Below are 15,729 nucleotides of genomic sequence, written 5' to 3'. Positions count from 1 at the left end.
AACACACACAGCCCTACACACATTAAAAGACACAACGGAGATCTCGTAATGTCGTTGAAAACACTAAAAAACAAAACCTTGAATGGTGATCAAGTGGAGAATGCTGAATTCACGCTTCGCCCGGTGGCCAAGTGGGTTCGCACTGCAATAATTGCTAGTGTAGCCACTACCAGCGCGTTCTCACTTCACGCTCAAGAAGCCAATGTAACTGAAGAAGATCAGGCTGACGTCGAAGTTATCGACGTGGTAGGTACACGTAAGACTATCCAAGACCAAATTGCTATTAAGCGTGAGTCTACAACCGTTGTTGACGGTTTGTCTTCAGAGGACATCGGTGACTTGCCAGCCCTTTCAATTGGTGAAGCTCTGGAGTCTATTACAGGTGCAGCCTCTCACCGTGAAAACGGTGGGGCAACTGAAATTACCATTCGTGGCCTTGGTCCTTTCTTAAGCGCAACACATATCAATGGTCGTGAAGCTACCAATGGTAGTGGTGACCGTTCAGTAAACTTCTCTCAGTTCCCTTCGGAACTTGTGAAGAAAGTGGCGATTTATAAAACCCAAGATGCCTCTATGATTGAAGGTGGTGTGGCAGGTGTTATTTCCTTAGAAACGGTTCAGCCGCTAGATTACGGCAAACAACGCATTCAAGGTGAAGTTAAAACCAACTACAACCCAGATGAAAGCAACGTTGATAACTCGCTTCAAGGTGATTTGGGATTTCGCGGTACCTTCAGTTATGTCGATCAGTTTGAATTTGATAACGGACAAGCACTAGGTATTTCTTTTGGTTTGCAACGTCAAGATATCAGCCAGCCAGAAGCCGAATACAGAAGCTCAAGCCCTACAGGTTCTTCGCTATGGGCGTGCTTAAACGACCCTACAAATACCAATGAAGGCTTCTACCGTAGTAGTGCAGGAGACTGTGAAGACCAAGTTAACGGCAGCAGTAACCAAGGCTACGATACTGCTATCGACCCTGAAACAGGCGAAGCGGTTAGCGCTGGATCTCCTTATGCATGGACAGGAAGCAGCCGTAGTTATCGTCAAAACGAAACGTCTGATGAACGTGATGCTTTATTCTTAGCGCTTCAGTTCCAACCTTCTGAGTCTTGGGATATCAACTTTGACGCTCAAGTGTCAGATAGAACACAGCAAGAGTCTCGTCACGACTTAATCTTCTTACAAAAACGTGCAATTCCAGGGCTTACAGGCCCTACGCTAGTAACGAATGATGTAGGTGGTATTTTGCACTGGGAAGGGCAAGATCGTATTGAGTCTTCTGGTGAACAGTTCTCACGTGAAGAAAACTATCGCGGTTATGGTTTAAACATTGAGCACTACGCTACCGATGCGCTAACCGTTAAATTAGATTTAGCCTACTCAAAAACATCTCGTGAAGAGTTACAAATCTCTAACCGAGCTAGAACTGCCGATAGACAATTCTTTAGCTGGGACATGGGAGAGAACATCCCTCATTTCACAGTGACTGATTTCGACGTGACTGATATTTCTAACTATACAGATAGTTTACGTACTCGTATTGATAGAGAGAATACACGTGACAACGAAATTAAATCTGCTCGTTTAGACTTTGAGTATGCATTAGATAGCGAAGTTTTCACCAGCGTACAAGCAGGTTTAAGAACGTCAGAGCTTAGCTTTATCCAGTATGGTGGAAGCCAAGGTAATGGTTCGCGAAACGAGTTTACGCTAGACACAGCTAACGCCGATGCGCTTGAGTTATTGCAAAGCTGCCAAAAAGATTTCCCAGAAACTGATTTCTTAGATAGCGTTTCTGATGGCGATCTTATTACTAACGTTGATAGCGATGGCAACGTTATAGGTAGCGGTTCTTCGTGGGCAACTTACGATAACATTTGTTTCTCTCAAGCTGTGGTTGCGTCTCAAAACGGCGAGTTTGGCTACCCAGAAGTAGAATATGAAAATAGCGGTACTATCGATGTTACGGAGAAAACTAACTCTGCTTACGTGATGGCCAGCTACGATACAGAAATGTTCGACAAATTCATTCGTGGTAACTTTGGTGTGCGTATTGTTGATACCGAAGTCACCTCAGTGGGCTTTAGAAACTCTTTCGATGTTGTTACTGACGAGCTGGGTGTAATTAGCTTAGTGAGCGGTGACTCGCTTGAAAGAATTGAAGGCGGCGGTGATTACACTGAAGTACTTCCAAGCTTTAACTTGGTAGTTGATTACAGCGACGATATTTTAATTCGTGGTGGTATTTACCGTGGTATGTCTCGTGCCGATCCATCTGACTTAGGCTATAGCCGGACATTCCAGACCGATGATGATTTGGCGCCAACTTCACTTGCCGATTTACTAGTAGGTGTTAATGGTTCAGGTAACCCAGATACCCAACCTCTAATGTCGTGGAACTATGACGTTGCATTCGAGTGGTATCCTAACGAAGATTCAATCTTTGCGTTTGGCTTGTACTACAAGCAATTCCAAGGTGGATTCCAACAGCGTACCGTCCTTGAAAACTTCGTTATTGATGGTCAAGAGTTTGCGCTTCCAGTAACCAACTCTGTAACCACTGATGAGGAAAGCGATATCTTTGGTTTAGAGGCGTCTATTGCTTACCGCTGGGATAATGGCCTAGGTATTAAGATTGGCTACAACTACGCTGACACAGACTTCGAATTCGAAGACAGCTTGTACGGTGACACCTTCATCACAGATGTAGATGGCAACACCACGCAGTTAACAGCAGGTATTGTTGACCCAGCTTCGGTACCAGGTTTCTCTGAGCACGTGTTCAGTACTCAGGTTTACTACCAAATTGGCGATTTAGATACTGCCATTATTTACAAATATCGTAGCGAATACTTCCAGCCTTACACCAGTAACGGTACTCGTTTACGTTACGTAGATGAAGTAGGAGTATGGGAAGCACGTATGTCCTACAAAGTTAACGAACATGTTCGTGTAAAACTTGAAGCGATTAACTTGTTCAGTGCACCTAAGTCACAGGATTACTATGTACAAGGTAACCTAGGTGAAGTGAACGATTACGGCCCTCGCTTGTTCGCCGGTATTAGCTTGAAGTACTAACTAATAGCAAATTAGGGGAGGGCTGGTTTTACAGTTTTACCCTAACCAATATAAAAAATGGCTGCCTCTGGGCAGCCATTTTTATTTTAGACGCTAAAAGTTTACTTATTCACTTTGAGCATAACCAGTGTGGCTATTTTTAATCTCATAGAAAGTAGCTTGTGCGAATTCATCCGGCTCGCTTGAGTTATTAAGGTGGTACACACCCACTTTAAAATAGTGATATTGGCCATCTTCATCGTACTTACTTTCACTCATATCATAGTGCGCAGCAATATCAGGTTTGCCTTCTCGGCTAATCGTTACCGTTAGCAAATTTACATTTACGTTAATGTGGTAACTGAACTTTTCATCCAGTGCAATACCATCAGATGGGTTGCTTGCTGAATTGCTTCTTGAACCAATGAGTTCGACGTAGGTCTCAATATTGTCACCTTCGGCGTCCTCAACGCGACTCTCGTGGGCAAAGTACACTGAACCTAATTCATTACCCGGTAGCTTGCGATAATACAAGCGAATAGGTTCATCATCGTTTGCGTGAATCTGCCCTATAACCAGCCTACCGATTTGGTAATTTTCACCTGTGGTAGTTACATTGTTTACCGCCAAAGTCACTCGTAAATCACCATCTACACCGCCAGCCGCTTGCTGTCCTTCATCTGAAGCACTGCCGAACACCCAGTTATTTTTGTTCACACCTTGTGTGCTAATGGAACGATCGCCTCTTCGCAGCATTTCTCGCAGCTCAACACGCACATAATTCGTATTCGTTGACGTTTTAAATCCATAGCTTGGCGATCGCATTACGATTCCATTATCGTCTGAGGCGTAAAAATACTCAGAATTACTATATCCGTTTGCAAGTTCGGTTTCAGAGATAGAGTCGGATGTCCCGCTATCATCTTCATCGGTCGGCACACTTAAATACCAATCAACTAGCTCAATACCTACCTCGTTGGGCAACACGTCAGTGTAGATTCCAGTGGCGTCTTCACAGCTGTGCACTTGCACTTCAACAATACCATTGTTGGTATTATAACTATTGCCTAGGCCAACAATGTTGACATAGCGCGCTTGCGACGCGTCGACATTGACGAGTTCGAAGCCACTTTGGTTACCCTTCGATTCCGCTTGAGTGAGAACAGATGTCCAAGTGTTTTGGTCGTCAGAGGTTTCAACTGAAAAACTCGCTATGCGTTCGGCACCTTTGAACCATTTAATTGCGAGCGCCCCCACTGTTTTTGACGCACCTAAATCTAATGTAAGAGTTTTGTTCACCCCGTCATTTGACCATCTTGATATAGAAGCGGTGTTTCCGTCGATAGCATTAGCAGGTGAGAATGCGGTTGCTGAACTGCCATCATCGCTTGCACCTACTAAGGTATGCATTTCGTTAGTGCAAACTTCTACTACAGGGGTTTCAACAGCAGGAGGCGAGGGAGTTTCAACAGAAGATGTACCGCCGGAACTTCCTCCTCCACCGCAGCCTGTTAGCAGTAGTGGAACGAACAACGAGCTGGTTAGAAGAGGAAGGTAAGAACGATTGGTCAGTACTTGTTGAGAAAACACAGCGCACTCCTTAATGTAAACGCAATGTAATTAATTGGTTTCAAGTATATAGGCGTAGGTAGTATTATCCAATAATTATGTCATACCAAAAAGCCGCGTTGTTCTTACACTTTGGTAAATCCGTAATGGTAGGGGCTTTAGTCGCTAAATATATTAAAGAAGAGTAGGAAGGATTAAAAAAACCGCTTAAGGTGAATTAAGCGGTTTAATATCAAGTGATAGATTCGAGCTGTCGGCTTAACCTACCAAATGGGTTATAGAGTATCTGTCTCGGGTCTCGCTTGATTTCTTTTTAATTTCTTCAAGCGCTTTTGCTTCTGAAGCTTCGAAAAGCGCGTTGATCAAACGATTAAAATGCCCGTGCATCGCCGCTCTAGCGCTTTGTGAGTCTCGTGATTTCAATGCTGTAAAGATACGCTTATGTTCTTCAAGACGGTCTTTGCTACTCGTACCACACACACTTTTATATGATGAGACAATCTGCGGTTGAGATTCTCTTAATTTCCAATAATGCTGAATAGATAACACCAACGCGTTATTACGTGTAGCCTTGGCTATAATAGAGTGAAATTCTCTATCGGCTTTTTCCGGCTCGTCGTCGTTTTCCATTGCAATAAGAGTATCGTTAAGACTACTAAGCTCTTCGTCGGTGATTGAAAGGGCCGCCAGTGCAGCAGCTTCGCCCTCTACCAACGCGCGTGCTTGAGTAAGCTCAAAAGCACTAATACGTTGCACTTCACTTTGTTGAGGCTGATTGTCTAGCACGTAAACACCAGAACTTACTTTAACTTCCACGCGGCCTCGCACTTCAAGTGCAATAATGGCTTCTCTAATGGTAGGTCTGCTGACATCAAAATTTTCAGCAAGTTCTCTTTCTGGTGGCAAGCGACTTCCAGGGGGATATCGGCCAGCGTCGATTTGCGCTTCTATTTTTTCAACGATATGCCAGAACATGCGACGATTTTTCATCAACTAAACCTTATAACTGCAATAATTAGGTACAAACAGATACAACTTAATCGGTTAAATTGTACTTATTGTTCAACACAATTCAATTGCTTTAAAAGGTTCAAGCATACCGGTGCCTAGCTACGTTTGTTCTGCTAATTTCGCTAACAAAACCTACCATTTAAAACAATCAATTCAGGATATTCTACGTCTTATTCTACAAATACAGAAGTATTTGTTAAAAGAGGCTTATCAAATCATATATTTAAGTGCGCCAACGGGGCTAAAATTAAACTATTTACATCCGCAAGCACTCAAAAACTAAGGGTTTCAAGGATTTTATCTACTCTTAGTTATAGCATATAGGCTCGATTGGTCAACAATTCGAGCCATTTTTTACGCCTTGGCTTATAAATTGGTTAACATTTTACGTTCGGTTTTTACTGTTTTTTCTATTCGGCGTTAACATAATTGTTTATTCATAATCATGTTACGAACCCGGTTTCCAAAGACAGTATGAATATCCACTCATGAATTTTTGCCTAGATATTAAAAGATTTTGAGTATTGCTGCAGCTCTAAGGAGCAACCACTTCTGAGCTCTCCTCCATAGGCGCTGGTACTAATTATGTGAGCAGGAACAAGGGGGAGTGGGTATTCACCTTAGTAGCCGCCTTCACCTTCTCCTCCTTTTGAATGAATAAAACAGCGCTATTGCAGGATGTGTTTGTTAACGATGAATGTTTAGCATAGACACGTCTATTTAGTAATTATGGTGTAGCCATGTCGGGATTTAAGAAAATATCCAGTGCCATCGTGGCCGTCTTCATCGTGTGCTTTATTGTCTTCTCCTGTTCGGTCTATTTCCAAATTCGCCAAAATATAAACGATGAAACATCAAGCGCGCTAAACCAAGTGCAAGAGATGCTCAAAGCGAATATGAATGCTGGCGATATTAAAGCAGTTGCAGAGCAAAGCCCGCATTTATCGGTAACCGGCTTTGCTGGTCGGTTATCAATGCCTGCAAATAATCATTCTGATAATCAGCCTATCTATCTTCCCATCCATGAAAATCAATATTTGGTGGTAAGAGCACACGATACTGCCGAGTTAGTTCAAAACATGAACCTTTTTTGGCTAGTGGCCGCGTTGTTTTTTACAACGCTGAGCGTGTTGCTATTTACGCTTAAGGTTGCCGTAAGGCAGCGGTTGAAGCCTTTAAATCAACTGGGAGACGCGCTGCAACAACTTGTAGACGGTAAAGCGACTAACAATTTTGAAGACAGTGATATTAAAGAAGTAAAGCGGGTTATAGGGCAATTTCAGCGTTTACAATATTCACTGCAAAGCAAAGAAAGGCAGTTGGTTAAAATAGATAAGAAGTTAGCATTGTTGCAGGAACAAGAAAGGAGTTACCTGGCTAGAGAGTTACACGACAATGTAGGACAGCTACTTACCACTATTAAAGCCCACGCCTACATCTTAGTGAATTCAAATGAGCCCAGTATGCTCGAGTTGTCAGCCAATAAAGTGCAGGCCATGAGCCAGCAAATCAGTGACGCCATCCGACACTTAACCGCCCACCTTCATCCGTTAGTGTTAGACAGAGTATCGTTGCAGCAATCCCTTGAAAAACTGGTGTTCGAACAAGAACTAGCTCAGCCTAAAACCGAGTGGCAAGTTTCTATCAATTTGAACAAATTTGCCCAAGAGCATGAGCGAGATATTCATATTTATCGCTTCGTTCAGGAAGCAATTAATAATGTGGTAAAACACGCCGATGCGTCAAAAGTATGGGTGCATATATCTGGTGATAAGCAAGGGCTTACTATCAATATTAGAGATAATGGAAAAGGGTTTGACGGGGACGCCATTGAAAATGTTGGTATGTCATCTATGCAAAGCAGAGCGAGGTGTATTGGCGCTACTTGCGCGGTAAAATCACCCAAAGAGGGTGGTGTAAGGGTTCAGTTGTCGCTTAGTTTGCTCGACACTGAAGACTTGCGCCAGGTTAACGTGGCATGAATATCTTGCTAGTAGATGACCATGCTGTAGTCAGAGAGGGCTATAAAGCTTTACTGAATGCCATGTTGCCTGAATACACAGTGCTGGAAGCCGCTGACGGCCAGCAAACTCACCATTTATTGAAAATGTTTACCATCGACACGTTAGTTCTGGATATTAATCTTGCGAAAGAGAGTGGATTACTATTAGCCTCCGACTTTTTGGCTAAGCAGCCTAGTTTGAAAATCATATTTTTTAGTATGTTTGAGGATTGCGCGATTTTGCAGCGTGCCATGCAAACTGGTGCTATGGGGTATATCAGTAAAAGTAGCCCGCCAGATACACTTATATCAGCCATAAAAGTGGTGGCCAAAGGGCAAAAATACATAGAACGTTCATTGGCGGTTAATTTGGCTAATCAATTGTTGAACGCCGATGTCGATATTGCTGAAAAATTGACGAAGCGTGAGTTTGAAATCTTCATCGCAACGGCGATGGGTAAAACTCGCTTTGATATTGCCAATGAATTAGCCCTGTCTGCGAAAACAGTGTCGAACGCGCTAACAGTGATAAAGCGAAAGTTAAATACCGTCCCTTCAGAATTTGCTGAGCTGGCAACAAAACATGGCTATGTTGGCAAGGCATAGACTTTTTCCCCTCCTAAAGTAGGAGCCAAATCGGCCTATCGCATTATGGTGGATTGACTGTAAAAGTACGATTATCAAATGACACAGTAAGCGATAACTAGCAGCGTGTTGACGCGCTAAGCATTCAAAAAAGGTGTCATTATGATTTACGCAAATCCAGGAAGTGAAGGTTCAGTACTCAGTTTCAAAGAAAGTTATGGTAATTTTATCGGTGGTGAGTGGGTTGCGCCAGTTAAGGGCGAATACTTTATTACTACGTCTCCTGTAGATGGCAGTGATATAGCCCAAATTCCACGCTCTACTGCAGAAGATATTGAGCTAGCCATTGATGCTGCTCATGCTGCCAAAAAAGGGTGGGCGGATACATCAGTCGCTGAACGCTCGAACATTCTGTTAAAAATAGCCGATCGTATTGAAGCTAATCTTGAAATGCTCGCGGTTGCAGAAACATGGGATAACGGTAAGGCCGTGCGTGAAACACTTAACGCCGACGTCCCATTAGCCGCTGACCACTTCCGTTATTATGCTGGCTGTATACGTAGCCAAGAAGGCACTATCGGCGAAATTGATAAGAACACAGTGGCTTATCACTTCCACGAACCATACGGTGTAGTAGGGCAAATCATTCCATGGAACTTCCCACTACTTATGGCGGCATGGAAACTCGCACCGGCTATCGTGACCGGTAATGTAGTGGTGTTAAAACCTGCAGAACAAACGCCAGTGTCTATTTTAGTTTTCGCTGAACTTATTCAAGACTTGCTACCGCCAGGCGTGCTTAATATTGTAAATGGGTTTGGCGCAGAAGCGGGCCAAGCGCTTGCCACAAGTACCCGAATTGCCAAAATCGCATTTACAGGTTCCACGCCAGTGGGCGAGCATATTCTTCGCTGCGCGGCTGAAAATCTTATTCCATCTACGGTTGAACTAGGCGGTAAGTCGCCGAACCTTTTCTTCCCCGATATCATGGATCATGAACCTGAGTTCATTGATAAATGTGCCGAAGGTTTAGTACTTGGTTACTTTAACCAAGGTGAAGTGTGTACTTGCCCATCTCGTGCGGTTATTCACGAAGATATCTACGATGCCTTCATGGATAAAGTGATTGAAAAAATTCACAAGATTAAGCGTGGCAACCCGCTTGATACCGAGACAATGGTAGGTGCACAGGCTTCTAGCGAACAGTTTGATAAAATCCTTAAGTACATTGATATAGGTAAATCAGAGGGCGCTGAAGTTGTGACTGGTGGTGAAAAAGAGCAGTTACCAGGTTTAGATAAGGGTTATTACATTCAGCCCACTATTCTAAAAGGGCATAACCAAATGCGTGTGTTCCAAGAAGAAATTTTTGGCCCCGTCATAGCAGTACAAACCTTTAAAACTGAAGAAGAGGCCATTGAAATTGCGAACAATACCAGCTTTGGTTTAGGTGCTGGGCTTTGGAGCCGAGATGCGAACATTGCCTTTAGAGTAGGCCGAGCTATTGAAGCTGGGCGCGTGTGGACCAACTGTTATCACCTTTACCCAGCCCATGCCGCATTTGGTGGTTACAAAAAGTCGGGGATAGGCCGTGAAACTCACAAAATGATGATGGATCACTATCAGCAGACTAAAAACTTGCTGGTGAGCTACGACATCAATCCACTTGGTTTCTTTTAATTAAGTGGGAAGGCAGCACCTAGGTGCTGCCTATTTCTTTATGTTGAAAGCGTTGCTATTCTTTTTTGTTACGATAACCTCTATATCGTTAGCCTTTGCGCAATCAGACGCCACTGAGATCCCTGAAGACGTTCACCAATTATTTCCTACCGCTACCCGAATAGGCGATGCGCACGCTGACATTAACGTAATACCAGTTTATCAATTACAGCAATTGCTGGGGTACGTGTTTGAATCGAAAGATTTTGTCGACTTTATAGGTTTCTCTGGAAAGCCAGTCAATGTGATAATTGGACTGGATACTCAAGGTGATTTTGTCGATCTTGCCATTAAAAAACACAGTGAACCTATCTTTTTGCATGGACTAGGGGAACAATCGCTAAGGGATTTTATCGCGCAATACAAAAGCCACAATGTGAAAGAACGTTTCGTGGTGGGAGGGAAGAGCCATGTAGGTAACAACGCGACCTACTTTGATGGCGTGACTAAAGCCACGGTATCGGTATTGGTCATTAACGATACTATCGTGACGTCGGCGTTGGCGGTAGCGCGGGCTAAATTAGATGGCTTTGTGCTACCCAGCACACGAATTATTGATCCTGACTTTTTTGAAACTCTAACCTTTGAGCAACTTGTAAAAGCCGGCTATATCCAAAAACAAACCATTTACCGTAACGAAATAGATGGCCTTGAAACCGAAATTATCGACGCTGCAGATAGTGTTACCGACCCGCAAGCGCCCCTATTTTCTGAACACTTTTATGGCTTTCTTAGTTTACCTATTGTGGGGAAAAACCTACTACAGGAAGAGGAATATATCAGGCTTCAAGAGAGCTTAAAGCCTGGCGAAGTGGCCTTGTTGGTAATGAATACCCAAGGCTTTAGTTTTGTTAGTAATGAATTTATCCCCCAAACCGCGCCCGAGTTTTTTCGTCTATCGCAATCCGCATTTACTATCGATGCTAGAGATTTAGATTTTTATAGTTTTTATGATCCTAGCTTTAAACAACCAATGCCAGAATTTGAAGGCATTAAGGTACTTAGGATTAAATCACAAGGTGGGCTATCGCTTGACCAAGAAATGGATATCTCCATTAGTTTGCCTTACAGCCCACGATTTATGGAACAAGATGAGCATTTATTTACCCACACTTTTTTGTTACCTGATGCGCTGTTCATGGAAAACCCCGATGCACAACAAAATGCTGTTGTGCCGCTTTGGAAAAAATTGTGGCAAAGCAGATGGTTGGAACTCAGTATTACGATTGTTTACCTAGTTGTGCTTTCACTTTTTTTTGGTTTCCAACGAAAGCTAATGAAATATACGCGTATGGTGCATATAGTCAGAGGAGCATCATTGCTCTTTGTCTTGTTCTTTATCGGCATATACGCACAAGGGCAATTGTCGGTCGTCAATATTTATACATTGTTACTCGATTTAGCCGATGGCTTTTCTATTGAAGTATATCTGCTTGACCCTGTCATCTTTGTATTGTGGTGCTTTGTATTTGTGTCGTTATTTATTGTGGGGCGAGGGCTGTATTGCGGCTGGTTATGTCCCTTTGGGGCGCTTCAGGAGATCATGGCAATTGTTGCACAAAAATTGAAAATAAGGCAGATTCGAATAAAGCCAAAGCATCATAAATATGCGCAAAAACTTAAGTATGTGATGCTGATTGGCTTGGTTGCAACGTCGTTTTACTCACTGACATTGGCCGAGAAACTGGCCGAGATTGAGCCATTTAAAACCTCAATCACGCTCTATTTTGTGCGCTACTGGCCGTTCGTACTTTATGCACTTCTACTACTAGGATTTAGCTTAAAAATTCACAAAGTCTATTGTCGCTACCTTTGCCCGTTAGGCGCTGGTTTAGCCATTTTAGGTCGCTTTCCTATCGTGAAGCTTTTAGAACGTCGCAAAGAGTGTGGTAACCCATGCCAACTGTGTAAGCAGAAAAAGTGTGGCGTAGATGCCATCGAGCAAGACGGCAGCATTGATTACACAGAATGTGTACAGTGCTTTGAATGTGTCGTAACGCTAGATAATCCCAATTTATGCAAAATTGATAAATATAAGAAAAATAAGGTGCCAACACGTGTCAAAAACTTCCATCCTGTCCGCGCTGAGTAAACCTGCAAGTCAATCAGCGCATACCGCCTACTTAGCGGCAGATGCATGTCACGATGTGGCCAGTGAAATACTATCTAATGCGACGCTTGATGAAATCGAGTTGGTACTTTTCCACACATCACCATCATTTGATTTAGATGCCGTAGCGCAGAATATGACGTCGCTTTTTGCCAATGTACCAACGGTAGGCTGCACCAGTGCGGGGGAGTTTAATCAAAATGGGTACTGCACAGAACGTCTTATTGTGGTTGCTTTTTTAAAGTGTGAATTCTCCATTGCTACGGCATTGGTTTCAAACTTAGATGAAATCAATTTTAACGAGGCTCACGACATTGCAAGCGGCTTACGCAATACCCTGCAAGGAAGAGATAAACGATATGATACCAATCAGCATTTTGTTATTTCCGTATTAGATGGGCTTACCCGCCACGAGGAGCACTTTCTCGAAACGTTCGCCACAGCGTTTGGCAATATTCCTCACTTAGGAGGAAGTGCCGGCGATGATTTAAAGCTTCAAGCCACCTATGTTTTTTATAATGGAAAGTTTCATCAGAATGCAGCAGTGTTAATGTTGGTAGGAACCGGTAAACCTTTCTCGGTTTTTTCAGTAGACCACATAGACTCACCTGTATCTAAACTGGTAGTGACCAATGCCGACCCAGAATCTCGTACGGTTTACGAAATTAATGGTGAACCTGCAGCCCAGTACTACGCCAGTTTACTTGGCCTAAACGCTTCTGATCTAACCCCTGACGTATTTTCAGTATTTCCGTTAGCGGTATTAGTGGGTGGAAAGTATTTTATTCGCTCTATTCAAAAAGTTGATTTAGCGACTAATGCGATCACTTTTTACTGTGCAGTAGATATTGGCATTATTCTTACTTTTGTTCAGCTTGGTGATTGTATTGATGCCATGGAACAAAAATTGGAAAGCTTGAGCCGTGAAGTAGGAGAAGCTGAATTTGTTTACGCGTGCGACTGTTTCTTAAGGCGTATTGAAATAGAGCAAAATAAAAATGAGGCTGAAATTCAGCGGCTCCAAGAAAAATACCGTGTCGCGGGGTTTAACGCTTATGGTGAGCATATCCATTCTGTACACCTAAACCAAACCTTTACGGGGGTGTACTTTGCCAAAGATTAAATCGACTCGACAACCAGGTGCAATCGAACTCACTCAAGATATTGAGATGAGTAATCTTCGTAGAGAACTTGCGCGTCAGAAAGAAGAAAATGAAAAGCTGGAAAAAATTAATGCTGCGCTTATGTACCGTATTGAAGAAGGCGGCTTCGATCACCATAGTTACCGGGCTTTTGAACACGCGGTACAGCTATCTGAAAAGGTCAATGAAAAAACCGAAGCCCTGCAAATTGTACTGCAAAAGTTAGAAAAATCGAATGCCGAAATAGCAAGAGCCCATCAAGAGACCAATCAGTTAAAGCAGCGCTTGAATGATGCTATTGAAAGTATCAACCAAGCTATGGTGTTACTCGATAGCAAAGGGGCGGTGGTTTATTTCAATCGGCACTTTACCTCCGTGTGGGACAACCATTCAATTACGCCCAAAATTGGCGACCATTATTATGATATTACTCAACTCGCTAAGCATTTAGGGATAATCCGCCGTGTACTTCCTCCAGACTCTGAAGGTCGTGTCATCTATCAACTGTCTAATAGCCGCTGGTACCAACTCACTATCCGTCGCACCCAAGAAGGCGGCAAAGTTATCTTGTTCAACGATATTACCGAAGTGAAACTGAATGAGTCGAACCGGTATGAGCAGGTTATTAAAGAGAAAAATAAACTGCTGCAAAGCCTTATCGATAGTGTTGATGTCGGTATCTTGCTGATAAACCAAGAGGGCGGTGTTGCCTTCTGGAATAAGACGTTTTTAACTCAATCAAATGTGTCGAAGCAAACCTTATTCGATTGCAAAAATATTTATACCTTGCAAATGCATGTGGATTGGAGCGGTTTAAACCTTGAGAAAGGGGGCGATACCACCCAAATTATCAACGAAAACTTGGTAGTAGACAGACGTATTACCATTTTACCCGATGGTAACACCCTGTGCACCTTTACTAATGTCACTTCTCAGCATCATTATGCGGAAACCTTAAAACAAAATGAAAGTTGGATCCGTATGATCACCGATAATGTGCCCGCACTTATCGCCTATATCGGCACAGATAAAAACTTCTTATACACCAACAAGGGTTATCGAGATTGGTATGGGCTAGGAGAAGAACCCTTGTACGGCGTAGCGATGGAACAAAGCCACCTCAAACACGTCTATCCTCGACTTATCCATTATGTAGAACGGGTTAATCGAGGCGAGATTGTCAGTTTCCAAAGTGAGGAGACTAATGCTCACGGCGAAACGGGTTTCTTGCAAAAAGTCTATCTGCCTCATTTTAACAACAAGCAAGAAATAGAAGGGCATTTTGTATTAGCTACTGATGTGTCGGAACAAGTAAGAAGTAAACAACAACTGCAAGCAGCGAAAGATCAGCTTGAGTCAAATGTCGAAAAGCGTACCCGAGAACTCAATCGCGCCAATATCGCGCTACAAGAAGCGATGAATTCTAAGAGTAAGTTTTTAGCGGCCATCAGTCATGATTTAATGCAGCCCTTAAGTGCGGCTATTTTGTTCAATGAGTCTTTACGAGATCAAGTACAAGCTTCGGCGGGCCCAATCGTTAGTGCCTTAGATAATTCACTGTCTGATTTGAACAGCCTAATACGCACACTCATTGAGACCTCGAAGTTAGATGCGGGTTTAGTGCAGCCTGATAAACAGCGTGAGAATGCACTCCCTTTGCTAACACAGTTAGCCGAGGAGTTCAGTCACATCAGCCAAGACTATCAGGTGAATTTTCGCTACAAATTTCAAGACGCTATTGTCCATACAGATGTAAGTTTACTATCTCGAATTTTGCGTAACTTACTGAGTAATGCAATGAAATACGGTGCAAAAGGAAAAGTACTTTTTACTGCAAGGACGATGAGCAACCATCTTCGCATCAGTATATACGACCAAGGCGTGGGAATAAGCCAAGCAGATCAAACTGTAATCTTCAAAGAATTTAGTCGATTGGAAAATGACTTTAACTATTCTTATAGTTTGGGGCTTGGTCTTTATATCGTAGATAAGATGAGTCGGCTACTAGAGCATGATATCAGTGTTTTATCTACGCAAGGGGTAGGATCTTGTTTTACTTTATCGGTGCCCCTTGCATCTGTTCAAGAAGTTGAGCACGAGGCTACGGTTGATGCCATGCCTCACGATAGCTTGCCTGATAATCTTTTAGATAAGCAAATTTGGCATATCGACAACGACACCAATATGCGAATAGCCATGCAAACACTATTCGAAAATTGGGGAATGGAGGTGGTTACATTTGCTGGTTTTACGCAATGCATGGCGGTGATGCACAACTGCTTTGACGACTGTGATTTGCTTATCGTCGATTATCATTTAGATGACGGAGAGAACGGACTGGAAATTGCGAAGCATATTAAGCAAATACTGCCCGCTATGCCAATCTTGCTGTGTACCGCCAATCACTCAAAAGCGCTAGTAAATGAGTTAGAAGGGACGAATATACAGTTGTTGCACAAGCCGATTAATTCAATACGTTTAAAACAAGCACTTAAATCGGCGGTTTCTTAAGTGCAGCTCACTAAGGTCAA

At 43.0% G+C, this 15,729-nt stretch carries 9 protein-coding genes; 7 read left to right on the top strand and 2 right to left on the bottom strand.

Annotated features, from left to right (window positions below; translation table 11 throughout):
• Window positions 1-48 precede the first annotated feature (48 nt).
• Window positions 49-3,081 carry a TonB-dependent receptor gene (locus JKP82_RS15765; RefSeq protein WP_159533129.1) on the top strand — a complete coding sequence of 1,011 codons (3,033 nt, stop codon included), beginning with the start codon at window positions 49-51 and terminating at the stop codon, window positions 3,079-3,081.
• A gap of 105 nt (window positions 3,082-3,186) precedes the next feature.
• Here the strand turns inward: JKP82_RS15765 and JKP82_RS15760 are convergent, their stop codons facing one another.
• Together JKP82_RS15760 and JKP82_RS15755 are read right to left on the bottom strand one after the other, a co-directional pair.
• A complete protein-coding gene (locus tag JKP82_RS15760) occupies window positions 3,187-4,650 on the bottom strand; it encodes a polysaccharide lyase family 7 protein (protein WP_309475343.1) in 1,464 nt (487 codons plus the stop codon).
• Window positions 4,651-4,887: 237 nt separating this feature from the next.
• Window positions 4,888-5,619: a FadR/GntR family transcriptional regulator gene (locus tag JKP82_RS15755; RefSeq protein ID WP_159533125.1), complete on the bottom strand. Its 732-nt coding sequence runs from the start codon at window positions 5,617-5,619 to the stop codon at window positions 4,888-4,890.
• 761 nt (window positions 5,620-6,380) lie between these two features.
• Here JKP82_RS15755 and JKP82_RS15750 point away from each other — a divergent pair.
• The 6 genes from JKP82_RS15750 to JKP82_RS15725 all read left to right on the top strand — a co-directional run bounded on the left by JKP82_RS15750 (window position 6,381) and on the right by JKP82_RS15725 (window position 15,709).
• Window positions 6,381-7,622: a sensor histidine kinase gene (locus JKP82_RS15750; RefSeq protein ID WP_218397767.1), complete on the top strand. Its 1,242-nt coding sequence runs from the start codon at window positions 6,381-6,383 to the stop codon at window positions 7,620-7,622.
• A complete protein-coding gene (locus JKP82_RS15745) occupies window positions 7,619-8,248 on the top strand; it encodes a response regulator transcription factor (protein WP_159533121.1) in 630 nt (209 codons plus the stop codon). The genes JKP82_RS15750 and JKP82_RS15745 overlap by 4 nt, the downstream gene beginning before the upstream one ends.
• 141 nt (window positions 8,249-8,389) lie before the next feature.
• Window positions 8,390-9,907 carry an acetaldehyde dehydrogenase ExaC gene (gene exaC / locus JKP82_RS15740; protein ID WP_218397765.1) on the top strand — a complete coding sequence of 506 codons (1,518 nt, stop codon included), beginning with the start codon at window positions 8,390-8,392 and terminating at the stop codon, window positions 9,905-9,907.
• A 40-nt stretch (window positions 9,908-9,947) separates the two neighbouring features.
• Entirely contained in the window at window positions 9,948-12,038 is a 2,091-nt protein-coding gene (locus tag JKP82_RS15735; RefSeq protein ID WP_218397763.1) for a 4Fe-4S binding protein, read from the top strand.
• Window positions 12,004-13,179: a nitric oxide-sensing protein NosP gene (gene nosP, locus JKP82_RS15730; protein WP_218397761.1), complete on the top strand. Its 1,176-nt coding sequence runs from the start codon at window positions 12,004-12,006 to the stop codon at window positions 13,177-13,179. Before JKP82_RS15735 ends, nosP begins: the two co-directional genes overlap by 35 nt.
• A complete protein-coding gene (locus JKP82_RS15725) occupies window positions 13,166-15,709 on the top strand; it encodes an ATP-binding protein (protein WP_258544411.1) in 2,544 nt (847 codons plus the stop codon). The genes nosP and JKP82_RS15725 overlap by 14 nt, the downstream gene beginning before the upstream one ends.
• Window positions 15,710-15,729 lie beyond the last annotated feature (20 nt).

This window comes from Alteromonas lipotrueae (assembly GCF_019249215.1).
Taxonomy (GTDB): domain Bacteria; phylum Pseudomonadota; class Gammaproteobacteria; order Enterobacterales; family Alteromonadaceae; genus Alteromonas; species Alteromonas lipotrueae.
The sequence above is the reverse complement of the archived record's forward strand: the minus strand, read 5'-3'. Positions and strand labels throughout refer to the sequence as shown.